Annotated in this window: 19 protein-coding genes; 10 read left to right on the forward strand and 9 right to left on the reverse strand. The window is 71.4% G+C overall.

What is annotated here, in order from left to right:
• Positions 1 to 52: 52 nt before the first annotated feature.
• The 4 genes from C0010_RS13875 to C0010_RS13890 all read right to left on the reverse strand — a co-directional run bounded on the left by C0010_RS13875 (position 53) and on the right by C0010_RS13890 (position 6,352).
• On the reverse strand, positions 53 to 325 hold the full coding sequence (locus C0010_RS13875; protein ID WP_105567690.1) for a YlxR family protein: 273 nt from the start codon (positions 323 to 325) through the stop codon (positions 53 to 55).
• Between the two features lie 80 nt (positions 326 to 405).
• Positions 406 to 1,398, reverse strand: coding sequence for a transcription termination factor NusA (nusA, locus tag C0010_RS13880; RefSeq protein ID WP_105567691.1), 993 nt, complete (start codon positions 1,396 to 1,398; stop codon positions 406 to 408).
• Between the two features lie 198 nt (positions 1,399 to 1,596).
• On the reverse strand, positions 1,597 to 4,386 hold the full coding sequence (locus C0010_RS13885; protein ID WP_105567692.1) for an ExeM/NucH family extracellular endonuclease: 2,790 nt from the start codon (positions 4,384 to 4,386) through the stop codon (positions 1,597 to 1,599).
• Between the two features lie 202 nt (positions 4,387 to 4,588).
• A complete protein-coding gene (locus C0010_RS13890; protein WP_105567693.1) occupies positions 4,589 to 6,352 on the reverse strand; it encodes a proline--tRNA ligase in 1,764 nt (587 codons plus the stop codon).
• Between the two features lie 205 nt (positions 6,353 to 6,557).
• Between C0010_RS13890 and C0010_RS13895 the strand changes: the two genes are divergently transcribed.
• The 8 genes from C0010_RS13895 to C0010_RS13930 all read left to right on the forward strand — a co-directional run bounded on the left by C0010_RS13895 (position 6,558) and on the right by C0010_RS13930 (position 14,804).
• Positions 6,558 to 8,180, forward strand: coding sequence for an ABC transporter substrate-binding protein (locus tag C0010_RS13895; RefSeq protein ID WP_105567694.1), 1,623 nt, complete (start codon positions 6,558 to 6,560; stop codon positions 8,178 to 8,180).
• Positions 8,181 to 8,297: 117 nt separating this feature from the next.
• Complete coding sequence (locus C0010_RS13900; RefSeq protein WP_408631083.1) at positions 8,298 to 9,383, forward strand: ABC transporter permease; 1,086 nt, start codon at positions 8,298 to 8,300, stop codon at positions 9,381 to 9,383.
• A 1-nt stretch (position 9,384) separates the two neighbouring features.
• Positions 9,385 to 10,335, forward strand: a complete 951-nt coding sequence (locus C0010_RS13905; protein WP_105567695.1) for an ABC transporter permease — start codon at positions 9,385 to 9,387, stop codon at positions 10,333 to 10,335.
• Positions 10,332 to 11,978 (forward strand): ABC transporter ATP-binding protein, encoded by a 1,647-nt coding sequence (locus tag C0010_RS13910; protein WP_105567696.1) that lies wholly within the window; start codon positions 10,332 to 10,334, stop codon positions 11,976 to 11,978. The genes C0010_RS13905 and C0010_RS13910 overlap by 4 nt, the downstream gene beginning before the upstream one ends.
• Positions 11,979 to 12,269: 291 nt before the next feature.
• Positions 12,270 to 13,259: an ABC transporter substrate-binding protein gene (locus tag C0010_RS13915; protein ID WP_105567697.1), complete on the forward strand. Its 990-nt coding sequence runs from the start codon at positions 12,270 to 12,272 to the stop codon at positions 13,257 to 13,259.
• A gap of 128 nt (positions 13,260 to 13,387) precedes the next feature.
• Positions 13,388 to 13,765 (forward strand): ArsR/SmtB family transcription factor, encoded by a 378-nt coding sequence (locus tag C0010_RS13920; protein ID WP_105567698.1) that lies wholly within the window; start codon positions 13,388 to 13,390, stop codon positions 13,763 to 13,765.
• A 2-nt stretch (positions 13,766 to 13,767) separates the two neighbouring features.
• Positions 13,768 to 14,232 carry an SRPBCC family protein gene (locus C0010_RS13925; RefSeq protein WP_105567699.1) on the forward strand — a complete coding sequence of 155 codons (465 nt, stop codon included), beginning with the start codon at positions 13,768 to 13,770 and terminating at the stop codon, positions 14,230 to 14,232.
• A 176-nt stretch (positions 14,233 to 14,408) separates the two neighbouring features.
• On the forward strand, positions 14,409 to 14,804 hold the full coding sequence (locus tag C0010_RS13930) for an MmcQ/YjbR family DNA-binding protein (RefSeq protein WP_105567700.1): 396 nt from the start codon (positions 14,409 to 14,411) through the stop codon (positions 14,802 to 14,804).
• A 146-nt stretch (positions 14,805 to 14,950) separates the two neighbouring features.
• Here the strand turns inward: C0010_RS13930 and ispG are convergent, their stop codons facing one another.
• Entirely contained in the window at positions 14,951 to 16,081 is a 1,131-nt protein-coding gene (gene ispG / locus C0010_RS13935) for a flavodoxin-dependent (E)-4-hydroxy-3-methylbut-2-enyl-diphosphate synthase (protein ID WP_105567701.1), read from the reverse strand.
• Positions 16,082 to 16,345: 264 nt separating this feature from the next.
• Here ispG and C0010_RS13940 point away from each other — a divergent pair, with 264 nt between their 5' ends.
• Positions 16,346 to 18,286: an anthranilate synthase family protein gene (locus C0010_RS13940; protein WP_105567702.1), complete on the forward strand. Its 1,941-nt coding sequence runs from the start codon at positions 16,346 to 16,348 to the stop codon at positions 18,284 to 18,286.
• Between the two features lie 130 nt (positions 18,287 to 18,416).
• On the opposite strand, the gene C0010_RS13945 is transcribed toward C0010_RS13940, so the two are convergent.
• The 4 genes from C0010_RS13945 to C0010_RS13960 form a co-directional block, all read right to left on the reverse strand.
• Positions 18,417 to 19,703: a M50 family metallopeptidase gene (locus C0010_RS13945; RefSeq protein ID WP_105567703.1), complete on the reverse strand. Its 1,287-nt coding sequence runs from the start codon at positions 19,701 to 19,703 to the stop codon at positions 18,417 to 18,419.
• 4 nt (positions 19,704 to 19,707) lie between these two features.
• Positions 19,708 to 21,279, reverse strand: coding sequence for a Mur ligase family protein (locus C0010_RS13950; RefSeq protein ID WP_105567738.1), 1,572 nt, complete (start codon positions 21,277 to 21,279; stop codon positions 19,708 to 19,710).
• A gap of 152 nt (positions 21,280 to 21,431) precedes the next feature.
• Complete coding sequence (gene dxr / locus C0010_RS13955) at positions 21,432 to 22,511, reverse strand: 1-deoxy-D-xylulose-5-phosphate reductoisomerase (protein WP_105567704.1); 1,080 nt, start codon at positions 22,509 to 22,511, stop codon at positions 21,432 to 21,434.
• Positions 22,512 to 22,517: 6 nt separating this feature from the next.
• A complete protein-coding gene (locus C0010_RS13960) occupies positions 22,518 to 23,492 on the reverse strand; it encodes an FKBP-type peptidyl-prolyl cis-trans isomerase (RefSeq protein ID WP_158685524.1) in 975 nt (324 codons plus the stop codon).
• A 125-nt stretch (positions 23,493 to 23,617) separates the two neighbouring features.
• Here C0010_RS13960 and C0010_RS13965 point away from each other — a divergent pair, with 125 nt between their 5' ends.
• Positions 23,618 to 24,397: a lysophospholipid acyltransferase family protein gene (locus C0010_RS13965; RefSeq protein ID WP_105567706.1), complete on the forward strand. Its 780-nt coding sequence runs from the start codon at positions 23,618 to 23,620 to the stop codon at positions 24,395 to 24,397.

Raw genomic sequence — 24,397 nt, forward strand, 5'->3', positions numbered from 1 at the left:
CTGTCTGGGTGGTCTGCCCAGACAGGGGCAGACCATTAACGGCGGACGGGTCTCATTTCGAGCCGTTCACTTGGTTTCCATAGCTAGTCAGCCATTCCTCGATGGTCTGCGTGCCGACCTGTGCCGGCACACGCAATGCTCGTGCGAACGCACGTCGCTGAAGCGCGTTCCTCACACACTTCTGCGCCGGGTGCACCCACGCGCCCCGTCCGGGCATCGAAGCGGCTTCGTCGAAGACGAGATCCGCACCGACGGCCACCACTCTGATGAGGGAGTCCCGGGGAGCACGCGCGCGACAGCCGACGCACGTTCGTACGGCATCCATACTACACCTCGCACCGGGCGAGCCCTCCGGGTGTGTCCCGCACGGCGCGCGAGGCGCCGCACGGCCCGGAGGGCGGCCGGTCAGCCGTTCTGCTCCATGACGGAATCGGGCTGGATGTCGATCTTCGCGCCCGTGAGCTTGGCCGCGAGGCGCGCGTTCTGCCCCTCCTTGCCGATGGCGAGCGAGAGCTGGTAGTCGGGCACGAGCGCGCGAACGGCCTTGGTGCCCTCGTCGAGGACGAACGAGCTCGTCACCTTCGCCGGCGACAGCGCGGCCGCGACGAACTTCGCGAGGTCGCGGTCGTAGTCGACGATGTCGATCTTCTCGCCCGAGAGCTCCTCCGTGACGGCCCTGACGCGGCGGCCCATCTCCCCGATGCAGGCGCCCTTCGCGTTGATCGAGGGGTCGGTCGCGTGCACCGCGATCTTGGTGCGGTGCCCGGCCTCGCGCGCGAGGGACAGGATCTCCACGAGGCCGTTCGCGATCTCGGGGACCTCCATCGCGAACAGCTTCCGGACGAGGCCGGGGTGCGTGCGCGAGACCGTGATCTGCGGCCCCTTCATCCCCTTCGCCACGCTCGTCACGAAGACGCGGATGCGGGTGCCGTGGGCGTAGTCCTCACCGGGCACCTGTTCCTCGGGGGGCAGGATCGCCTCGACCGTGCCGAGGTCGACGTGGACCATCTTCGGGTTCGTCCCCTGCTGCACGATGCCGGCGACGATGTCGCCCTCCTTGCCGGCGAACTCGCCGAGCACGGCGTCGTCCGCGATGTCGCGCAGGCGCTGCCAGATGACCTGCTTCGCGGCGTAGGCGGCGATGCGGCCGAAGTCCTCGGGGGTCGACTCCTCCTCACCGATGACGGCGCCGTCATCGTCGGTCACCGGGACGAAGACGCCCACGTGGCCGGAGTCGCGGTCGAGCTCGGCCCGGGCACCCGCCGGCACCTCGCCGTTCTGCGACACGTGCTTGCCGTAGGCGGTGAGCACGGCCTGCTCGATGATCCGCACGAGTTCGTCGAGCGGAATCTCCTTCTCGCGCTCGATGTTGCGGAGCAGTCCAAGATCGATGTCCACTGCGTTCTCCCTCTTCAGTTCTTCGCGGCACCACGCCCGCCGGTCGTCCCACGTTACCCGACGTCTCCTGAGCGCGTCACCCCGCGCCCGTCCGCCGCGCGGCAGCGGCGGCCTGCCTGGTCCATCCGGCCGCCGAACGGCAGATGACGCGCCGAGATCGAGATCTCGGCGCGTCATCTGCCGTTCGCGCGCGGTGCGTCAGCAGCTGCCGACGGCCTCCCACGCGTTGTTCGCGGCGACCGGGTTCTGGTTGCGCGTCCACCACTGGGCCTCGAAGACCTCGCCGTGGTGCGCGACCCGCTCACCGCCCGTGTAGACCTGCGACTTCGTCCAGGAATCGACCTCGCCGGCCTCGCACGCCACGGGCTCGCCCTGCTCCATCCACGAGCCCCACGGCGTCGTGCCGGGCTTCTCGGTCGTCCACCACTGCGCGACGTACTCGGCGCCCTTGTGCGTCACGACGTCGCCGGAGGTGTAGACCTCGCCCTTGCGCCACTCGTCCGCGACGGGCTCGGTCGGCTCGTCGGCGTCCGCCGCGATGCCGACGAGGATCGGGTTGTGGTCGCTGGCGCGGAAGACGCTCTCGTCGTACAGCAGCGTCGCGTTGCCGTTGTAGCGGCTGTACTCGAAGCCGATCTGCTCCTGCGCGTTGATCTGCCACACGTCGACGCCCGTGACGAGCTCGAGCGCCGCCTCGTTCGCGAACACGTGGTCGAGCGATCCGTCGAGGCCGTCGTAGTTGTACGTCGCCTCGCCGCCGTTGAGCGCGTAGTTGAGGTTGGTGTAACCGGCCGCCTCGATCTCGCGCACCGGGTCCTCCGACGCGTACGAGTTGAAGTCGCCGGCGAGGAAGACCGGCTCGATGCCCGTCGACCCCTGGAGCTCCGCGGCGTAGGCCGCGAGGGCCTCGGCCTGCGCGATGCGATCCGGGTTCGCGTTGCCCTGACCCGTGCCGTCGTCCGTGCCGGAGCCCTTCGACTTGAAGTGGTTCGTCGACACCAGGAAGGCCTCGTCCTCGGGCGCGCCCTCGGCCGTGAACGCCTGGAACAGCGGCTCGCGCGCGTTCCCGAACGCGTCGGAATCCGTCAGGATGTGCGACTCGCCCACGAGGTCGACCTCGGCGTCGCGGAAGATGAAGGCGTTCCGGATGACGTCCTCGTCGGCGGGCAGCTCGTCCGGGCTCGCCGCGTACGACCAGGTGCCCTCGCCGTCCTTCTCGTTGAGCGCATCGACGAGGGAGGCGACGGCGAAGTCGCGGTCCTTGCCGAAGTGAGCTGAGTTCTCGATCTCCTCGAGCGAGACGATCGAGGCGTCGAGCTCGCTGATCGCGCTGACGATCTTGGTCTGCTGGCGCTCGAGGTTCTCGGCGTCGGCCGCGCCGCGGGGCCCGTTCGGCTCGCAGCGGTTGTTCGTCGTCGGTGCGCCGGCGCGGTCGGTGTAGAAGGTGCAGTCGCCGAGACCGGCGGCCTCGAACTCCTCGCCCGTCGTCGGGAAGTAGTTCAGCACGTTGAAGGTCGCGAGCGACACGTCGCCGCCGACCTCCTGCGGCGACGCGTTCTCGGCGCGCTCGTCGCTGAACTCCACGATGTCGCTGGCCGAGCCGTCGACCGGGGTCGTCGGCTGCAGGTTCCACGCGTCGTAGCGGTAGTCGAGCACGAACGGCTCGGAGAAGCTGACGGCGCTCCCGACGCGGACCGGGGTCTCGGGTGTCAGGTACGACAGCGGGGCGTCCTGCTGATTGCCGAAGTTCGTGCTGCGACCGTCGTCGAGCGTGATCGACCGCGCATCGATGTCGGCCTCGGCCGCGGCGATCGCCTCGCCGTCGTGCGGGTCGATGACGTCGGTCGGCTGGCGGAGCGCTTCGTCGCCGTACGCCAGGCCGAACGAGCCGTAGCGGTTCGCGTCGTAGTTGTCGCTGACCGTGAAGCCGTCGATCTGGACCAGCTCGCTGAGGTGCGCCTGGCGCCCCTCGGGGGTCGCGATCGCGTTCCAGTCGGTGATCGGCTCGATCTCGCCCAGGTCTTCGTCGAGCACCTCGAGCCCGTCGACCGTGATCTCGGTGAGCCCGTTGTACACGCTGACCTCGCCCGTGACGCTGACGCTCTGGCCGATCTCGGCCCGAGCGCGGTCGCCCCACACGAAGATCGCGTCGCTCGTGCCGTCATCGGGGTCGCCGGCCGGGTCCTGGATCGTGAACCCGTTGAAGCCGCCCTCGCGGTAGTCGGCGGTGACGACGCCGCGCGTGGTCACGGTTGCGCCGGCGGAGCCGTTCGCCTCCGCGATCGGCACCGGCTCGCCCGGCTCGACCGGCTCGGTGGGCTCATCCGGGTCCGTCGGCTCATCCGCCGCCGTCTCCCCGGCCGAGTTGGTCGGCGTCGGGGCGGTCGCCGCGAAGTCCGCGGAGTTGTCGTCGCTGTCGGTGCCGTCGGCCGAGCGGCTCGCGCTCACCGCGTTGCCGAGACCGGGCGCCGGCGCCGTCTCGAAGCTGGCGGCGCCGCCGTAGCCGATCATGTCGACGAGGCCCTCCGCGCCCGCGAGGTCGCCCTCGGCCGCGCTGTCGAAGCCCTCCTCGTACAGGAATACGCGGCCGCTCGACGCGGACATCGCGATGGCCTGCTCCTGGTCGGGAGTCGGCAGAGCCTCGGCGTCGGCGTTCGCGCCGGCGCCGAGCTGCACGAGGAAGTGCTCGCCGGCGCCCACCGTGCCCTCGAGGTCGACGACGCCGCCCGAACCGCCGGAAGCCGAGCGGTACTCGAGCAGGAGGCCGGCCAGGTCGACGTCGGCGTCCGTCGGGTTGTAGAGCTCGACGAAGTCGTGCGTCACGGGGGCGCCGGAGTTGCCCCCGCCGCCGTAGGCCTCGCTGATGACGAGCGCGTCACCGCCCGGCGCGGCCTGGGCGGCCGCCGGGACGAGGACGAGGGCCGACGCCGCGAGCGCGGCACCGGCTCCCGCCGCGACGACGCGGCGGGCCTTGTGGGTTGAATGCATGGGAATCCCTCGGTATTTCGGCAGGTTCGCCCCACCGTGACACCCCTGGGTGTCGCCCGAGTGGCCCGAAGGTGTCCGCCGAGAGAACCGCCGCGCGCCGCGCCCGGGCGGACCCGGCCCCGCCGCGGACGATGCGCAGGGGCTCGCGAGTGCGCGGCGCCGCCGGAAACCTCGGCGGGCGGAGATCCGCGCCCTGGCGCGGTCAGCGGGTGAGGCGGGCGACCGCTTCCGCGGCCGGGACGACCTCGCGCTCACCCGTGCGGCGGTCCCAGAGCTCGACGTTCCCCTCCGCCGCCCCGCGGCCCACCACGAGCAGCTGGGGAACGCCCAGCAGCTCGGCGTCGCCGAACTTCACACCCGGAGACACCTTGGGTCGGTCGTCGAACAGCACCTCGCGACCCGCGGCCTCGAGCTGGGCGGAGAGCTCCTCCCCCAGATCGAGCGCGTCGGTGCCCTTGCCCGTCGCGACGACGTGCACATCGTACGGGGCGATCGCCTCCGGCCAGATCAGGCCCTTGTCGTCGCTGAACAGCTCGGCGATCAGCGCGAGCACCCGGGTCACGCCGATGCCGTACGATCCCATCGTCACCGTGACGAGCTTGCCGTTCTGGTCGAGCACCTTCAGGTCGAGCGCCTCCGCATACTTGCGACCGAGCTGGAAGATGTGGCCGATCTCCATGCCGCGTGCGAGCCGCACGGGCCCCGAGCCGTCGGGAGCCGGGTCGCCCTCGACGACCGTCGCCGCCTCGACGGTGCCGTCGGCTGTGAAGTCGCGGCCGGCGATCAGGCCCGAGACGTGCTTGTCGGCCTCGTTCGCGCCCGTGATCCACGTCGTGCCCTCGGCCACGCGTGGGTCCAGGAAGTACCGAATGCCGGTGGCGGACTCCTCGCCGAGCACGGGGCCCGATCCCGACCACGGACCGATGAAGCCGCGGACGAGGCCGGGGTGCTTCGCGAGGTCCTCGGGCGTCGCCGGCTCGACCTCGGCCGGGGAGAACGCCGCCTCGACGCGCTTGGCGTCGACGTCGCGGTCGCCGGGGACCCCCACCACGACGATCTCGCGGGTGTGGTCGGGGTGCGTCAGCGCGAGCACGACGTTCTTGAGCGTGTCGGCGGCGGTCCACCCGCCGGCGGGCGCGGGGACGGCCTCATTGGCGTGCGCGACGAGGGTCGCGATCGTCGTGGTGCCGGGCGAGTCGAAGACGACGGGCGCGGGCTTCCCCTCGAACGGGGTCGGCTCGGGCGCGACGGTCGTGAACGCCTCGACGTTCGCGGCGTAGCCGCCGTCGCTGCGGACGAAGGTGTCTTCGCCGACCTCTGTCGGGTGGAGGAACTCCTCGCTGCGCGAGCCGCCCATGGCACCGGCGTCGGCCTTGACGATCACGTACTCGATGCCGAGCCGCGTGAAGATGCGCTCATAGGCGGCGCGCTGTGCCTCGTAGCTCGCGTCGAGCCCCGCGTCGTCGACGTCGAACGAGTACGCGTCCTTCATCGTGAACTCGCGGCCGCGCAGCAGGCCCGCGCGCGGCCGCGCCTCGTCGCGGTACTTGTCCTGGATCTGGTAGATCGACAGCGGCAGGTCCTTGTACGACGAGAACAGGTCCTTCACCAGCAGCGTGAAGGCCTCCTCGTGCGTCGGCGCGAGCAGATAGTCGGCGCCGTGGCGGTCCTTCAGCCGCAGCAGCGCCTCGCCGTACTCGTCCCAGCGACCCGTCGCCTCGTAGGGCTCGCGCGGCATCATGGCCGGGAAGTGCACCTCCTGCGCACCAGCGGCGGCCATCTCCTCGCGCACGATCTGCTCGAGCCTCGTCTTCACGCGCAGGCCGAGCGGCAGCCACGCGAAGATGCCCGGGGCCTGGCGCCGGATGTACCCGGCCCTGACGAGGAGCTTGTGCGAGCGGACCTCGGCATCGGCGGGGTCCTCGCGGAGCGTGCGGACGAAGAGCTGGGAAAGACGAGTCACCACGCGCCCGAGTCTATCCGCCCGGCCGCACCGCAGCTCCCCGACGAACGCGGCGCAGACGCCCGGCCGGGACCGCCGCGGCCGGCGGGCGCGTTACATGCCGGAGATCTGCGGGAAAACAAGCTGAGAACGCGCTGTGTGACAATGAATCCGAAGTCGCCGCAGTGCCGCGGCGACGCAAATGCACCTTCCCAGAGAAGAGATACACATGACATTCTCCCGTGCACGCAGGGCCGCGCTCATCGTCGCGGCCCCGTCCGCGCTCGCGCTCGCGCTGGCCGGATGTGCGACTCCCGAAGTCGACGGCGGCGACGAGGCCGCGGGCGGCCAGATCATCGTCGGGACGACCGACGCGGTCACGCACCTCGACCCCGCCGGCTCGTACGACAACGGGTCGCTGACACTGCACACGCAGGTCTTCCCCTACCTCGTCAACACGGCGCCAGGCAGCAACGAGGTCGTGCCCGACCTCGCCGAATCCGCCGAGTTCACGAGCCCGAACGAATACACCGTGACGCTCCCCGAGGGCCTGACGTGGGCGAACGGCAACGACCTCACCTCCTCCGACGTGAAGTTCACGTTCGACCGCCAGCTGGCGATCGCCGACCCGAACGGCCCGTCGTCGCTGCTGTTCAACCTCGATTCGGTCGAGACCCCCGACGAGCAGACCGTCGTGTTCAATCTGAAGAGCGAGAACGATCAGACGTTCCCCTACGTGCTGACGAGCTTCCCCGGCGCGATCGTCGACGAGGAGTCGTTCTCGGCCGACAGCGTCACGCCCGACGCGGACATCGTCGACGCCGACGCCTTCGGCGGCCCGTACGCGATCGAGAGCTACACGTTCAACGAGCTCGTCGAGCTCGTTCCCAACGAGAACTACTCCGGGCTCGTCGAGGCCGCCCAGAACGACGGCGTGCTCATCAACTACTACGCCGAGTCATCGAACCTGAAGCTGGCCGTGCAGGACGGCGACGTCGACGTCGCCTACCGCAGCCTCTCGCCGAGCGACGTCGCCGACCTCGGAACCGACGAGAGCCTCGCGGTGCACGAGGGCCCCGGCGGCGAGATCCGGTACATCGTGTTCAACTTCAACACGCAGCCGTACGGCGCCGCGACCGCAGATGCCGACGAGGAGAAGGCCCTCGCCGTGCGCCAGGCCGTGGCGTCGCTGATCGACCGCGAGTCGCTCAGCGAGCAGGTCTACGACGGCACCTACACGCCGCTGTACTCGTTCATCCCAGAAGGCTTCGCCGGCGCGACCGAGCCCCTCAAGGAGATGTACGGCGACGGCGACGGCGGCCCGTCGGCCGAGGCCGCAGAGAAGGCCCTCACCGACGCGGGCGTCGAGACGCCCGTCGAGCTCGCGCTCCAGTACAGCCCCGACCACTACGGGCCGAACTCCGCCGACGAGTACGCGCAGATCGAGCAGCAGCTCGAGGCCGACGGCCTGTTCGACGTCACTCTGAACGGCACCGAGTGGGTGCAGTACTCCGACGACCGCGTCGCCGACGTCTACCCGGCCTACCAGCTCGGCTGGTTCCCCGACTACTCCGACGCCGACAACTACCTGACGCCGTTCTTCCTGAAGGAGAACTTCCTCGTCAACCACTATGACAACCCCGAGGTGAACGACCTCATCCTGCAGCAGGCCTCGACCCCGGACGCCGCGGAGCGCGAGGCGCTCATCGGCGAGATCCAGGAGAAGGTCGCACAGGACCTGTCCACCGTTCCCTATCTGCAGGGCGCGCAGGTCGCCGTTGCGGCTTCCGACGTCGAGGGCATCCAGCTCGACGCGTCGTTCAAGCTCCGCATGTCGACCATCGCCCGCTGACCCGGCGCGCGGGGCGGTCCGTCGCCGACGGACCGCCCCGCCTCGGCGCTTCGGCGCGCCCGTCACCCTTCGGGCCGCGCCAGCGCAGAACGCCGGTGACTTCCCACGAGGAATCCCGTGACGACCCACACACTGACGGCCGCCGGACCCCAGGCGGCCCCTCCCCGACAGAAGAAGGCGCAGGGCTCATCGCTCTGGCGCTACCTCCTGATCCGGTTCCTGCTCATCTTCCCGACCATCTTCATCCTGGTCACGACCGTCTTCCTCATGATGCGCGTGACGGGAGACCCGATCACCGCCGCGCTCGGCGGCCAGCTGCCTCCCGACCAGCTCGCCGAGCGCATCCACGAGGCCGGCTACGACCGCCCGCTGATCGTGCAGTACGTCGAGTACCTCGGCAGCATCCTGCGCGGCGACTTCGGCACCACGATCGACGGCCAGCCCATCACCGAGGTCCTGCTCCGGTACGGCGGCGCGACGCTCGAGCTGGCGTCGTACGCCCTCCTCGTCGCCTTCGTCGTCGGCATCCCGCTCGGCATGCTCGCCGCCGCGATCCGCGACCGCTGGGGCGACGCGGCGCTGCGCGTGTTCGCGATCCTCTGCTACGCGACGCCCGTGTTCTTCGCGGGCCTGATGCTCAAGCTCGTGTTCTCGAGCTGGCTCGGCTGGCTGCCCTCGTCCGGCCGCGCCTCGCCCCGCGTCGAGGTGCAGCTGAACAGCATCCCCGGCGCGACCGGCATCTATACGATCGACGCGCTGCGGACGGGCCAGTGGGCGCTGATCTCCGATGTGCTCGAGCACGCCGTCCTTCCGGCGATCGCGCTCGGCCTGCTCACCGCCGGTGTCTTCCTGCGCCTCGTGCGGACCAACGTGATCGGCACGCTGCAGATGCCGTACGTCGACGCGGCCCGCTCGCGCGGCGTCAGCGAGTTCCGCCTCGTGCGCACCCACGCGTACCGGCCGGCGCTCATCCCGATCATCACGGTCATCGGCCTGCAGATCGCGATGATGCTCGGCGGCGCGATCCTGACCGAGACGACGTTCGAATGGGCCGGCCTCGGCTATCAGCTGAGCGAGTACCTGAAATCGCGGGACTTCGTCGCGGTGCAGGGCATCGTCGCGCTCCTCGCCGTGATCGTCGCGGTGACCAACTTCATCGTCGACGTCATCGCGGCGTTCATCGACCCGAGGGTGAGGTACTGACATGGCCGAGAACAAGCTCCTCGACCGCCTCCCGGTGATCCGGGACGTGCGGCGCTCCGTCGGGCTGCAGCGCGGCATGCTGCTGACCGGCCTCGTCATCTGCGCCGTCTTCGTGTTCGTCGCGGTCTTCGCGCCGCTCCTCGCACCCTACGGGTACGCGCAGCTCGCCTCCGACGCCGGCGAATCGTTCGCCCCGCGCGAGGCGCCCAGCGCCGAGCACCTGTGGGGCACGACGATCGCTGGCTACGACGTCTTCTCCCGCGTACTGTGGGGCGCCAGGACGGCGGCCCTCGTGATCATCGTGTCCGTCGTGATGAGTATCTTCCTCGGAATCCTGATCGGTGTCGTCTCCGGCTACCTCGGCGGCTGGCTCGACCGGGTGCTCGTCGTCGTCTGCGACGCGATCTACGCGTTCCCCTCCCTGCTGCTCGCGATCGTCAGCGCGATCGTGATCACGGGCGGCCAGTCGAGCCTGTGGGGCGGCATCCTCGCCACCGCGATCTCGATCACGGTCGTGTTCATCCCGCAGTACTTCCGCGTCGTCCGGGCGGAGACGCTCCGGATCAAGACCGAGGCGTACGTCGAGTCGGCGCGTGTCGTCGGCGCCTCGACGTGGCGCATCATGGTTCGCCACGTTCTGCGCAACGCGACGCGCAGCCTGCCGCTGCTGTTCACCCTGAACGCCGCGGAGGCGATCCTCACGATCGCGGGCCTCGGATTCCTCGGCTTCGGCATCGAGCCGAGCGCCGCCGCCGAGTGGGGCTACGACCTGAACCGCGCGGTGGAGGACGTCACGGCCGGCCGCTGGTGGACGGCCGTGTTCCCCGGCCTGGCGATCGTGCTCGTGGTGCTCGGCCTCACTCTCGTCGGCGAGAGCATGAACGACCTCGCCGACCCGCGCCTGCGCACCCGCCGGCGCGCGAAGCGCCAGAACAAGGAGGTCGCGGCATGAGCGGCGCAGCGAACGCGGTCGAGGTCTCGGGCCTCGACATCACCTTCGCCACCGACGGCGGCGACGTCCACGCGGTGCACGGCATCGATATCGACGTGCGCGAGCGCGAGGTGCTCGCGATCGTCGGCGAATCCGGATCGGGCAAGACCGTCACGGCGCGCGCCCTGCTCGGGCTGCTGCCCGAGACGGCCACCGCATCCGGTGCCGTCGTCGTGAACGGCATCGACGTCGTCGGGCTCTCCCCCGCGCGGCTGCGCGAGCTGCGGGGCTCGGAGGCGGCGATGATCTTCCAGGAGCCGATGACGGCCCTCAACCCGGTCTTCCCCGTCGGGTGGCAGATCGCAGAGGGCTTGCGCGCGCACCGGAAGCTCTCGAAGAAGGCCGCGCGGGCCATCGCGATCGACATGCTGGGCAAGGTGGGCATCCCGGATCCGGAGACGAGGGTGGATCACTATCCCCACCAGTTCTCGGGCGGGCAGAAGCAGCGCATCGTGATCGCGCAGGCGCTCGCGATGGGCCCGAAGGTGCTCATCGCGGACGAGCCGACCACGGCGCTCGACGTGACGGTGCAGGCCGAGATCCTCGACCTGCTGCGGCGCGTGCGCGACGAGTTCGGCACGGCGATCGTGCTCATCACGCACAACATGGGCGTCGTCGCCGATCTCGCCGACCGCGTGTGCGTGATGTTCCGCGGCGACGTCGTCGAGACCGCCCCGGCATCCGAGCTGTTCCGGGCGCCGAGGGCCGAGTACACCCGCAGCCTGCTGGCCGCCGTGCCGCGGCTGGAGATCGCCGACCGGCAGTGGGAGGGTGACCGGGACGCGCGGCCGATCGTGTCGGCGACGGGGCTCGAGATCACCTACCCCGGCCGCTTCGGGCGGGAGGGGTTCCGCGCGGTCGACGGCGTCGATTTCGCGATCCGCCCGGGAGAGGTCCTCGGCCTCGTCGGCGAGTCCGGCTCGGGCAAGTCGACGATCGGGCGCGCGATCGCGGGCCTGACCGCCGTCACGGGCGGCTCCCTCGACGTGCTCGGCGTCGAGATGAACGGCGTGAGCCAGCGCAGCCTGCGCCCGCACCGCAAGGACGTCGGCTTCGTGTTCCAGGACCCGGCGTCGAGCTTCAACCCGCTGCTGACGGTCGGCGCGGCGGTCGCCGAGCCGCTCATCGTGCACGGCGAGGCGAAGGACGTCGACGATGCGGAGGGCCGCGTCGTCGAGCTGCTCGAGGCCGTCGAGCTGCCGGCGCACTTCGCACGCCGGTTCCCGCACGAGCTGTCGGGCGGACAGCGCCAGCGGGCGTCCCTCGCGCGCGGGCTCGCGCTGTCGCCGAAGCTGCTGATCGCCGACGAGCCGACGAGCGCGCTCGACGTCTCGGTCCAGGCGACGGTGCTCGAGCTGTTCCAGGAGCTGCAGCGCCGCTTCGGATTCGCCAGCCTGTTCATCACGCACGATCTGGCGGTGGTCGACCTGCTCGCCCACCGCGTCGCCGTGCTGCACCAGGGCCGCGTCGTCGAACAGGGCAGGACGGCCGACGTGCTGGGCAGCCCCGTCGAGGACTACACGCGCCGCTTGATCGCGTCGCTCCCGATCCCCGACCCGGAGGCCCAGGCGGCCCGCCGCGAGCAGCGACGGGCGATCGGCTGACCCTGGCGCCCCTGGCGCTCGCTGCGGTGCGACGAGCGCCGCTTGCGGCGCCCCGGCCATAGGCGATTTCCCCCGAGACTAGGCCGTTTCCACCCGATCCGGCCTAGTTTCGGGGATTCTGCCTGATCTCGGCACAGGCCCTCTGCCTCCGTTCAGATCGCGCTGCGCCGACGGCATTCGGTCGGAGCGCCGCCGGGCCCGCCTCCCGGGTCGACGGCTCGCGCCGTGTGACAATGGCGCCCGAGCCGCTCCGCGCGGCGCAGCCGCGTATCCCACGGACCGGAGAACCTCATGCCGCGCTCCCGCAGGCCCCAACCCGCCATCCTGATCACCGCCACGGCGGCGGTCGCCGTCGCCGTGTCCGGATGCGGCGGCGCCGAGGTCGAACAGGCGGCCAGCACCGAGGTCGGGCCGATCGTCATCGGCACGGCCGCCCCCGTCACGGCGCTCGACCCCGCGGCGTCGTCCGACGCCGGTTCCCGGCTGCTGCAGGCGCAGGTGTTCCCGTACCTGCTCGGCTCCGCCCCCGGCAGCAGCGAAGTCGTGCCCGACCTCGCGGAGTCCGCCGAGTTCACGGCACCGACCCAATACACCGTGACGCTCCCCGCCGGCCTGACCTGGGCCAACGGCCACGACCTGACCTCGTCCGATGTGAAGTTCTCCTTCGACCGGCAGCTCCGGATCGCCGACGAGGAGGGTCCATCGGCGATGCTCGCGAACATCACCTGGCTCGACACCCCGGACGACCGGACGATCGTCTTCAACCTCAGGACCGAGAACGACCGGACGTTCCCGCAGGTCCTGGCGGGCGCCGCCGGCGCGATCGTGGACGAGGAGGTGTTCTCGGCGCACGGCGCGACGACGGACGCCGCCATCGTCGGCGGGAGCGCATTCGGCGGGCCCTACGCGATCCAGACCTACACCTTCAACGAGCTCGTCGACCTCGTGCCCAACCCGAGCTACTCCGGCCTCATCGATACCGCGCAGAACGACGGGGTCCGGATCGACTTCTTCGATGCGTCCTCCGAGCTGTCGAGCGCGATACGAGACGGCGACGTCGATGTCGCGTACGGCGGACTCTCGGCGGGCGACGTCGAGGAGCTCGGTGCGGAAGACGGCCTGACTGTGCACGAGGCGCCCGTCGCCGCGGCGCACGGCACACCGGATATGCCCGAGGTCCCGGCGATCGAGGGAACGCAGGTCGCCGTCGCGGCCGCCGGCGTCGAGGGCGTCCAGCTCGACGCCTCGTCGACGCTGCGCATGTCGCTCCTCACCCGCTGACCCCGCGTGCGGCCGAGCACCGTCGCGGCGCACGGCCCCACCGCAGGCGTGCCGATTCACCGGCGCCCCTTGACATCGGCGCGCCTTGTCGCATACTTAAGCTATCCACTAATTAAGGATGTAGTGAAATGAAGCAGGCGACCGATCCGCTGTCCCGGGTGTTCCAGGCGCTCGGCGACCCCACCCGGCGCGGCATCCTCGAGCGGCTCAGCTCGGGGGAAGCCACGGTGGGCGAGCTCGCAGAGCCGTTCGAGATCAGCGCACCGGCCATCTCACAGCACCTGCGCGTTCTGGAGGGGGCCGGCCTCATCGAGCGGTCGACCCGCGCCCAGTGGCGGGTGTGCTCGATCCACCCGGAGGCGTTCGACGAGGCCACCGCGTGGATCGAGACCAACAGGGCGCTCTGGCAGTCGCAGTTCGATCGTCTCGACGACGTGCTGGCCGGACTGCGGCCCCCGCACGAAGGACCCCCCACGCCATCGACAGCACCACGACACGAGGAGTGACGATGTCCACCGCAGAATTCACCATCACCCGCACCTTCGACGCGCCGAGGGAGGCCGTCTGGCGCGCGTGGACCGACCCCGCCCTCGCCGCGCGGTGGTGGCACCCGCACGAGGTGGCCACGCCGCCCGAGAGCGTCAGCATCGACCTGCGCGAGGGCGGCGGCTACGCCTACCTCATGGTCGACCCGACCGGCGGCGAGTGGCCCACGGCGGGCGAGTACCTCGAGATCCGCGAGCCCGAGCGGCTCCGCTTCACCTGGGGGTCGCCTGGCGACCCACGCGGCGACGGCGTGCCCGTCATCACGGTCGACCTCGCCGAGCGGGAGGACGGCCGTACCGAGATGACCTTCCGCCTCGTCGGCATGCCAGACGACCGCGGCGCCGAGCACGGCGTCCACGACGGCTGGACGGAGGCCTTCGAGGAGCTCGACGAAACGCTGCCCGACCTGCCGCAGCGGGCACTCTGACGAGGCGGCGCCAGGGGCGGAGTCGCGGATCGCGCCGCCGACACCGCCCCGGGCGCCTCACTCCGCGCTCCGTTCGCGCGGTTCCGCAGGACGCCGACGGCCGAGGCCCCTGCCGCGCACCGTTCGGCGGCGCGACGCTCCTTCCGCCGGCCGGCGCCCCGGCGTAGCCTGGCGCCATGGCGACCATGGCGGATGTCGAGCGGATCGCCGAGGCCCTGCCCGACGTGGCGATGAAGCCCGCGTGGGGCAACCGGATGTGGCGGGTGCACGGGCGCGGCTTCGTCTGGGAGCGCCCGCTGAACCGTACCGACCTCGCGGCGCTCGGGAACGCCGCGCCGGGCGGCGAGATCGCGGCCGCCCGCGTCGAGCACGAGGTCGTGAAGGAGGCGATGGTCGCCTCGGAGCCCGACCTGTTCTTCACGATCCCGCACTTCGACGACTACGCCGCCGTGCTCATCCGGCTCGGGGCGATCGGCGCCGATCGCCTGCGGGAGGTCATCGTCGACGCCTGGCTCGACCGCGCTCCCGCTCGGCTGGCGGAGCAGTACCTCTCGGACAACCCGCCGGGATGAGCGCGCCGCGCCGCGCACGACCGAGGAGATTCAGCAGCATCGAGGAGGTATCCACGAGGAATCTCCTCGAAGATGCCCAGGCTCCTCGATAGTGCGCGCCTCCGAGCGGGTCACCGCCCGCATTCGCGGGCGGTGACCCGCTCGCGTCAGGCCGTGACGACCTGGGCGGTGCCGACCTGGGCATCCGGGCCCATCTCGTCGGCGATGCGGTTGGCCTCCTCGATGAGGGTCGCGACGATCTCGGCCTCCGGAACCGTCTTGATGACCTCGCCCTTGACGAAGATCTGGCCCTTGCCGTTGCCGCTCGCGACGCCCAAGTCCGCGTCGCGGGCCTCGCCGGGCCCGTTCACGACGCAGCCCATGACCGCGACGCGCAGGGGCACCGTCATGTCCTTCAGCCCCTCGGTGACGCTGTCGGCGAGCGAGTAGACGTCGACCTGTGCGCGGCCGCAGGAGGGGCACGAGACGATCTCGAGGGTGCGCTGGCGCAGGTTCAGCGACTGCAGGATCTGGTGGCCGACCTTGACCTCCTCGGCCGGCGGGGCCGAGAGCGAGACCCGGATGGTGTCGCCGATGCCCTCGGAGAGCAGGATGCCGAACGCCGTGGCGCTCTTGATCGTGCCCTGGAACGCGGGGCCGGCCTCGGTCACGCCGAGGTGCAGCGGCCAGTCGCCGCGCTCGGCGAGCAGGCGGTACGCCTTCACCATGACGACGGGGTCGTTGTGCTTGACCGAGATCTTGAAGTCGTGGAAGCCGTGCTCCTCGAACAGGCTGGCCTCCCACACGGCAGACTCGGCGAGCGCCTCGGGCGTCGCCTTGCCGTACTTCTCGAGGAGGCGACGGTCGAGCGAACCGGCGTTCACGCCGATCCGGAGGCTGACGCCCGCGTCGCTCGCCGCCTTCGCGATCTCGCCGACCTTGTCGTCGAACTTCCGGATGTTGCCGGGGTTGACGCGCACGGCGCCGCAGCCGGCGTCGATCGCCTGGAAGACGTACTTCGGCTGGAAGTGGATGTCGGCGATCACGGGGATCTGGCTCTTCATCGCGATGATCTTGAGCGCCTCGGCGTCCTTGTCCGTCGGGCACGCGACGCGCACGATCTCGCATCCGGATGCCGTCAGCTCGGCGATCTGCTGCAGGGTCGCGTTGATGTCGTGCGTCTTCGTCGTGGTCATCGACTGCACGGACACGGGGGCGTCGCCGCCGACCTTCACCTTGCCCACATTGATCTGACGGGACTTGCGGCGCGGGGCGAGGACGTCGGGGACGGCGGGCATCCCGAGATTCACTGCTGGCACCCCCTCAGCCTACGACGCTCCGGTGCGCGGCGGCTGGATCCGGGCCGCGGGGTCGCTGTGAGCCGCATGGTTTGGCGGTCGGCGCGGCTGGCGTATAGGTTGACACCGTGCGCGTGACCCAGAGCTGGTGGTGGCTGTCCTGACGGGCGGCCTGCTTCGCGAGCACGAACACGACCGCCCCGCATCGGCGGTCGTCTGCGCCAGAGGGTGACCGCCCCCGTTCTTCCGAGAGATGAGTCACCCATGGCTGCAGCCGACACCACCGCAGAGGCGATCCTGCGCCTCGCCGCCGACCCCTCAGCGTCCTTCGCCCTGATCGCACGCGGCGGTGAAGGACCCGCGACCCATGTCGAGGTGCTGACGGGCGACGTCGTCGACGTCGACCTGCTCGCCGAGATCCCGCTCGCCGGCGCCGATGGCGCCCCGCGCGAGGTGCTCGCGCTCGTCCCCTACCGCCAGGTGCGCGAGCGCGGCTTCGAGGCCGCGGACGAGGACACCCCCCTGCGCTGCCTCGTCATCGACGAGCACACGCGGGTTCCCGTCGGCGACGCGCTCGCGGCGCTGCCCGGCGACGCCGTGCCGCTGACGGACGCGGGCTTCGACGTCGCCGACGAGGAGTACGCCGCGATCGTGCGCCGCGTGATCGCGGACGAGATCGGCCGCGGCGAGGGCGCCAACTTCGTGATCCGGCGCGACTACACGGCGGGCATCGGCACCGACGACCGCACGGCCATGCTCACGTGGTTCCGCGCCCTGCTCGAGCACGAGCGCGGCGCGTACTGGACCTTCGCGATCGCCGCGGGCGACCGGATCCTCGTCGGCGCGAGCCCCGAGGCGCACGTCGTCGCCGCCTCGCGCGGCGACGGCTCGGCGACTGTCACGATGAACCCGATCTCCGGCACCTTCCGGCATCCGGACGGCGGTGCGACGGTCGAGTCCCTCTCGGCCTTCCTCACCGACACCAAGGAGACCGAGGAGCTCTTCATGGTGGTCGACGAGGAGCTCAAGATGATGAGCGCCGTCTGCTCCGACGGCGGCCGCATCACGGGCCCGCACCTCAAGGAGATGTCGCGGCTGACCCACACCGAGTACATGCTCAGGGGGACCAGCCGGATGGACCCGCGCGAGATCCTGCGCGAGACCATGTTCGCCCCCACGGTGACCGGCTCGCCCATGCAGAACGCGTGCACCGTCATCCGGCGCCACGAGACCTCGCCGCGCGGGTACTACTCGGGCGTCGCTGCGCTGTTCACGCCGCGCGCCGAGGGCGGCCACGACCTCGACGCCCCCATCCTCATCCGCACGGCGCACCTCGAGAACGGCGCGCTGCGGGTTCCCGTCGGCGCGACGCTCGTGCGGCACTCCGACCCGTACGGCGAGGTCAGCGAGACCCACGGCAAGGCCGCCGGCGTGCTCGGCGCGATCGGCGCCGTGCCGCGCCCCGTCCGCGTCGTCGATGCCGACGGCCCGGCGGCCGAGACCCGCCCGCTGGCCGACGACCCCGGAATCGCCGAACTGCTCGCGTCGCGCAACGCGCGCCTCGCAACGTTCTGGATGGAGCAGCAGCCGTCGGGCGCTGGCCCCTTCGCCGGCACGGGTGCACTCGTCGTCGACGCCGAGGACCGCTTCACGACGATGCTCGCCCACCAGCTGCGCCACCTCGGGCTCGACGCCCGCATCGCGCACTGGTCGGAGGTCTCGGACGCGGAGATCGACGCGGCCGAGCTCGTCGTCGCGGGCCCGGGCCCCGGTGACCCGCGCGACGCGTCGAACCCGCGCATCGCCCGGATGCGCGAGGTGGTCGCGCGCCGCACCTCCGCGGGCGCGCCCCTCGTCGCGGTGTGCCTGAGCCACCAGGCCCTCGCCGACCGCGTCGGCCTCGACCTCGCTCCCCTGGCCCGCCCTCACCAGGGCGTGCAGAAGACGGTCGACGTGTTCGGCACTCAGGCGTCGATCGGCTTCTACAACACGTTCACGGCGCGCGTCGAGCCGGGCACGAGCCGCGTCGAGCCGCCGGCGCGGGCGGTGAGCGGTCCGGTCGAGGTCGCGGCCGACCCCGCCACGGGCGACGTCTACGCGCTGCGCGCCCCCCACGTCGCGAGCGTGCAGGGCCACCTCGAGTCGATCCTGTCGCGCGACGGCATGACGACGCTCGAGCGTCTCGTCGCGCACGCGCTGGCATAGGGCGCGCCGCCGGGCTCCGAGCCGCGGCAGAATCCGCGAGCCGCGGCAGAACCGGGCGGATCCTGCCGCGGCTGGGCGATTATGCCGCGGCTCGGGGATGGCCGCGAGCGCGCCGCCTGCGGGCCGCGGCCTATTGCAGGGTGATGGGGTTGAACAGGTCGGCCGCGAACAGGATCGCGCTCATGCCGATCATCAGCACGACGACGACCAGGGTGAGCGGCACCATCCGCGACGCGTCGGCGGGCTTGGGTGCGGGGCGGCGCAGCAGTTTGGCCCAGCCGCGCTTGATCGCGTCCCACAGCGCGACCGCGATGTGGCCGCCGTCGAGCGGCAGCAGCGGGATCATGTTGAACGCGAACAGCGCGATGTTCACCGAGCCGACGAGCTGGATCATGACCGCCGTGCGGTCGATGACCGGGGCCTCGGTCGCGGCGACCTCGCCCGCGAGGCGCCCGACGCCGATGACGCTGACGGGCCCGTTGGGGTCGCGCTCCTGGCCCGTGAACAGGTCGACGGCCGTCGCGTAGATGCGCTGCGGCAGCTCGAGGATGATGCCGGCGACGGCGCCGAGCTGCTCGAACACCTGCACCGTTCCGGTGTGGAGCGGCTCGCGCACGCGCTCCGTGGTCGGGCTGAAACCGGCGAAGCCGACCTCCGCCGTGACGGCCTCGCCCGATTCATCGACGTACCGGTTCGTCGCGAGCACCGGTGTGATCGTGAGCGTCCGCTCGGCGCCGTCGCGCTCGACGACCATGTCGATCCTGTCGCCCGGATGCGCCCGGATGATCGCGCTCGCGTCGTCGAAGCCGTCGACCGCCGTGCCGTCGACGGAGATGATCGTGTCCCCCGCCTCCAGTCCGGCGGCCGCGGCGGGAGAAGCGGGGTCACCCGGCTCGCATTCGGTCTGCTCGGTGCCGGCGGGCAGGACGCACTGCGACACGCTCGCGACCGTGGAGGTGTTCTGCGGCAGGCCGATGCCGCTGGCGAGCACCGTGAACAGCACGATCGCGATCACGAGGTTCATGGCGGGGCCGCCGAGCATGATCACGATGCGCTTCCAGGTGGGCAGCGCCGCGAAGGTGCGCGACTCGTCGACGCCGTCGCGCGATTCCTCGTTCGCCGCCTGCGCGTCCTGCACCATCGTCCGGAACAGGCCGCCGACGGGCTTGTCGGGGTCGCGCGCCGGGTACATGCCCGCCATCGAGATGTAACCGCCGATCGGCAGCCACTTGACGCCGTACTCGGTCTCCCCGCGGCGCTTCGACCAGATCGTCGGGCCCATGCCGACCATGTACTGGCCGACGCGCACGCCGAAGCGCTTCGCCGGGACCAGGTGGCCGATCTCGTGCAGCGCGATCGAGACGCCGAGGCCCACGACGACGATCACGACGCCGACGATGAACGCGAGCACGCCCATCCGGTCAGTCCCCGTAGGGGTTCTGCCAACCGCGCTCGGCGGGCGGCCACCCCGCCTCGATCAGCGCGCGGCGCGAGAGCTCGCGGGCAGAGTAGGCCCACTGGGTGCCCTCGATGTCGCGGTAGTTCTGGTGGCCGGGGCCGGCCCACAGGATCGCGTCGCCGGAGCCGACCAGCGAGACGGCCTTGACGATGGCGGCCTCAGGAGGCGACGACTCGTAGGTCTCGTGCTCGGGGGCGACGTCGCGCGCCGCCGCCATCAGCGTCGCCCTGATGTCGGCCGCGTTCTCGAAGCGCGGGTGGTGGTCGGTGATGACGGTCGCGTCACTGCCCTCGACGGCCGTGCGGGCCATGTCGTAGCGCTTCGTGGTGTCGCGGTCGCCGTCGGCACCGAACAGCATCACGACCCTGCCGGGCGTGACGCGGCGCACGGCGGCGAGGGTCTTCTCGAAGGCGTCGGGCGTGTGGCCGAAGTCGACGTAGACGGCGGGGCCCTCCGGGCCCGAGACCAACTGCGTGCGCCCGGGAACCCAGGCGCGGATCTCGCCCGCGAGGCCCGCTGCGATGCGCTCCCAGTCGTAGCCGACGGCGTGCATCATCGCGATTCCGAGGCCCGCGTTCGCCGCCATGTGCGCGCCGATCACGGGGACGGTCGTCGACAGTTCGCGGCCATCCGGGCCCGTCAGCCGGAAGCCGGTGCCCGTCTGCGCCTCGTACGTGACCTCGACCTTCCAGTCGGCGCGCTCGAACGCCTCGTCGTCGGCGATCCCGCGCGTCGCGATGGTCTCGACCGGGACCTCGGCCTCGCGCGCGATGCGGTCGCCGAGTGCCGAGTCGAGCGAGACGACGGCGCGGCGGCTGCGCGCCGCCGTGAACAGCGGAGCCTTCGCCTGGTAGTACGTCTCCATGTCGCCGTAGTCGTCGAAGTGCTCGTGCGTGAGGTTCGTGAAGCCCATCACGTCCCACATCACGCCCTCGACGCGGCGGCGGGTGACGGCCTGGGCGCTCACCTCGACCGCGAACGCCTCGACGTGCCTCTCGCGCATCCGGGCGATCAGGGCGTGCAGTTCGCTCGCCTCGGGGCTCGTGAGGCCGGCGACGACGCGCTCGCCCGCGACGACGCGCTCCGCCGACGTCGACGCGCCCGCGACGACGCCGATCTGGGTGAGCATGCCCTCGAGGAGGTGCGTGACGCTCGTCTTGCCGTTCGTGCCCGTCGTCGCCAGCAGCAGCGGCAGGTCGTCGCCCGGCGCCGTTCGGTACACCGCCATGGCGGCGTCGCCCAGCGCCCCACGCGGGTCGTCGACGACGATGGCGGGCAGGCCCGACGGCGCGGCGATCTCGGCGCCCTCGGCGTCCGTGAGGATCGCTGCCGCCCCGTTCTCGGCCGCAGCGGCGGCGAACTCGGCGCCGTGGCGGTTCAGGCCCCGGATACCGACGAAGAGCTCGCCCGGCGCCAGGTCGGTCGACGAGACGGTGACACCGGTCACCTCGGCGTCGGCGCCGGTGAGGGTGCCGCCGATGCGGGCGGCGAGGTCGGAGGAGCGGATGGGGGTGGGCCGCTCGGGGCGCTGCATCACGGGTGGCGTGCGGCGGATTCTGGGCGTGACGATCACGCCTGACATCGTCTCACGGCGTCGCCATGGAACCGCTCAGGTGCCCCCAAGCGCGGGTCCGCCCGCCCAACACCCGCGTGAAGGCGCACGTGAGCGGGTGCGCCGCGCGCTCCTCAGCCCGCGATCGCGCGGTCGGCCTCGGCCCGCGCCCAGCGCTCGGCCTCCGCGAGCGAGGACAGCGTGAGCTCGGCCGGTGCGTCGTGCGCGTCGACGACGCGCGCGACGGTGTCGACGATGCCGAGGAACGGCAGGCGCCCCTCGTGGAACGCGTCGACGGCCTGCTCGTTGGCCGCGTTGAACACGCACGGGTAGGTCTCCCCCGCCCGTCCGACCCGCTTCGCGAGAGCCACGGCGGGGAACGCCTCATCGTCGAGCGGCTCGAACGTCCAGCTCGCCGCCGTCGTCCAGTCGATCGGCGCACCGACACCGGAGACGCGGTCGGGCCACGCCATGCCGAGCGCGATCGGGAGGCGCATGTCCGGCGGTGAGGCCTGCGCGATCGTGGAGCCGTCGACGAACTCGACCATCGAGTGCACGACCGACTGCGGATGCACCGCGACGTCGATCCGGTCGAACGGCACGTCGAAGAGCAGGTGCGCCTCGATCACCTCGAGGCCCTTGTTCACGAGCGTCGCCGAGTTCGTCGTCACGACGCGCCCCATGTCCCAGGTCGGGTGGTCGAGCGCCTGGGCCGGGGTCACGTCGCGCAGCTCGTCGCGCGTCCGACCGCGGAACGGGCCGCCGGAGGCCGTGACGACCAGCCTGCGCACCTCGTCCGGGGCGCCGGCCCGCAGCGCCTGCGCGATCGCCGAGTGCTCCGAGTCGACGGGCACGATCTGACCAGGCGCGGCCGCGCGCTTGACGAGCGGCCCGCCGACGATGAGCGATTCCTTGTTCGCGAGGGCGAGCGTGCGCCCCGCCTCCAGCGCCGCGAGCGTCGGCGCGAGCCCGACCGAGCCCGTGATGCCGTTCAGCACCACGTCGGCGTCGACCTCGCGCACCATCCGGGCGGCGGCGTCGGCGCCGAGCGCCGTGTGCGCGACGCCGAACTCCTCCGCCTGCGCCCGCAGCCCCTCCGCGTCACGGCCGGCCGCGAGGCCCGCGACCTCGAAGCGGCCGGGGTTGCTCCGGATGACGTCGAGCGCCTGTGTGCCGATCGACCCCGTCGACCCGAGGATCAGGATGCGGCGCATGGCTGGCTACTCCGCTGCCTGCTCTGCCGGGTGGAAGACGTCGACGATGTCGACCACGAAGATCAGGTCCTCGTCGTAGAGCTCGTTGTCCTCGTTGCCCTCGACGTGGTACGCCTCGGTCCTCGGCAGCACGGCGACGACCTGCGAGCCGACCTTCTGGCCGATCAGCGCCTTCTGGAACCCCTCGACCACACCGCTGACGGGGAACGTCGCCACCATGCCCCGGCTCCAGCTCGAGTCGAACTCCTCGCCGTCGGAGGCCTTGACGCCCTTGTACTGCACGTACACGGTGTCGTCCGCCGTCACCTCGGCGCCGTCGCCCTGCTTGAGGACGGCGGTCTCGGTCTCCTCGGGGATCTCCATGCCGTCCGGGATCTCGATCGTCGGCTCGCCGTCGTCCGCGAGCGTGACGGTCGGCATGCCGTCGACGGGCTCCTGGTCCTCGCCCCACGCCGTCTTCTCGGGCGTCGAGATCACGTCGACGATCTGGATCTGCGCGGGGGTCTCCGTGCCGTCCTCGGCCGTCACTGCGGGGTACACCGTCGCGATGCGCGAGCCGACGGTCGCGCATCCGAAGACCTGACCGACGGCGCTCTGCGCCGAGAGCTGCGCCGGCTGCATCTCGCCGGGCTCGTACCCGGCCTTGCCCAGCTGCTCGCCCGTCTCCGCGTCGTATCCGGCGAGCGCGTACGTCACGAAGTCGCCCTCGGCGAGTTCCGCGCCGTCTCCCTCGGTCACGACCGCTCGTTCGAACTCCTCGGGGTCGATCGGGTCCGCGATGTCGAGGCTGTCGGGGACCTCATCGCCAGCGGCGCCCGAGATGTCGAGCGACTCGACGGCCTCACCGCTGGGGCCGGCCGCGGCGCACAACGGGTCCGCTGCGGCATCCGGCTCTCCGGACTCGTCGCCGCCGGCACAGCCCGAGAGGGCGAGCACGGCGATCACGGCGGTGGACATCAGGGCTGCGGAGCGGAAGCGCACGGGAACCTCGTTCGTTGGGGACAACTCATCTTCCCCCATCCGTCCATGTGCTCGCTGACACCCCGGGCGCGTCGCCGCGGCCGCCCATTCCGGATCGCGCATGGCCGCCCGGTTAAACTGATCGGATGACCTCCCCCAGCCCGCAGGCCGACAGTGACGAGCCCGAGGAGACCGTTCCGCACAGCCCGAGTTGGGTGTATGCGCTCGGCAGGGCGATCATCGCCCCGCTCGCACGGATGATCTACCGCCCGCGGGTCGAGGGCAAGGAGAACCTGCCGAAGCAGGGCGGCGTCATCCTCGCCAGCAACCACCTGTCGGTCATCGACTCGTTCGCGATCCCGGTCGCCGCGGCGCCGCGCCCCGTCCACTTCCTCGCGAAGGACGAGTACTTCTCGGGCAGGGGGTTCAAGGGCTGGGTCTCCCGCACGTTCTTCACGGCGGTCGGCGCCATCCCCGTCAAGCGCGGCGTCGGCCAGGCCGCCCTCGACGCGCTGGACCAACAGCGCGAGATCCTCGACTCGGGCGCGGCCGTCGCGCTCCACCCCGAGGGCACCCGGTCGCGGGACGGCCGCCTCTACAAGGGCCGCACTGGCGTCGCGTTCCTCGCGCTGCAGACGGGCGCCCCCGTCGTCCCGATCGGCCTGATCGGCACCGACAGGGTGATGCCGGTCGGCGCGAAGATGCCCAAGCTCTCCGAGCGCGTCGTCGTCAGGTTCGGCGAACCCATCGACGTGTCGAAGCACGGCCCCGCGACCAGCGGCAAGGCGCGCCGCCACGCGACCGACGAGATCATGGCCGCGATCCACGAGCTCTCGGGCCAGGAGCTCGCCGGCACCTACAACGAGCTCCCCGCCCAGGGCACCGTCGAGAAGATCAGACGCGCGCTCCCCCACGAGCGCCGCTGA

Source organism: Microbacterium halophytorum (assembly GCF_002970975.1).
In the GTDB taxonomy this organism is placed as follows: domain Bacteria; phylum Actinomycetota; class Actinomycetes; order Actinomycetales; family Microbacteriaceae; genus Microbacterium; species Microbacterium halophytorum.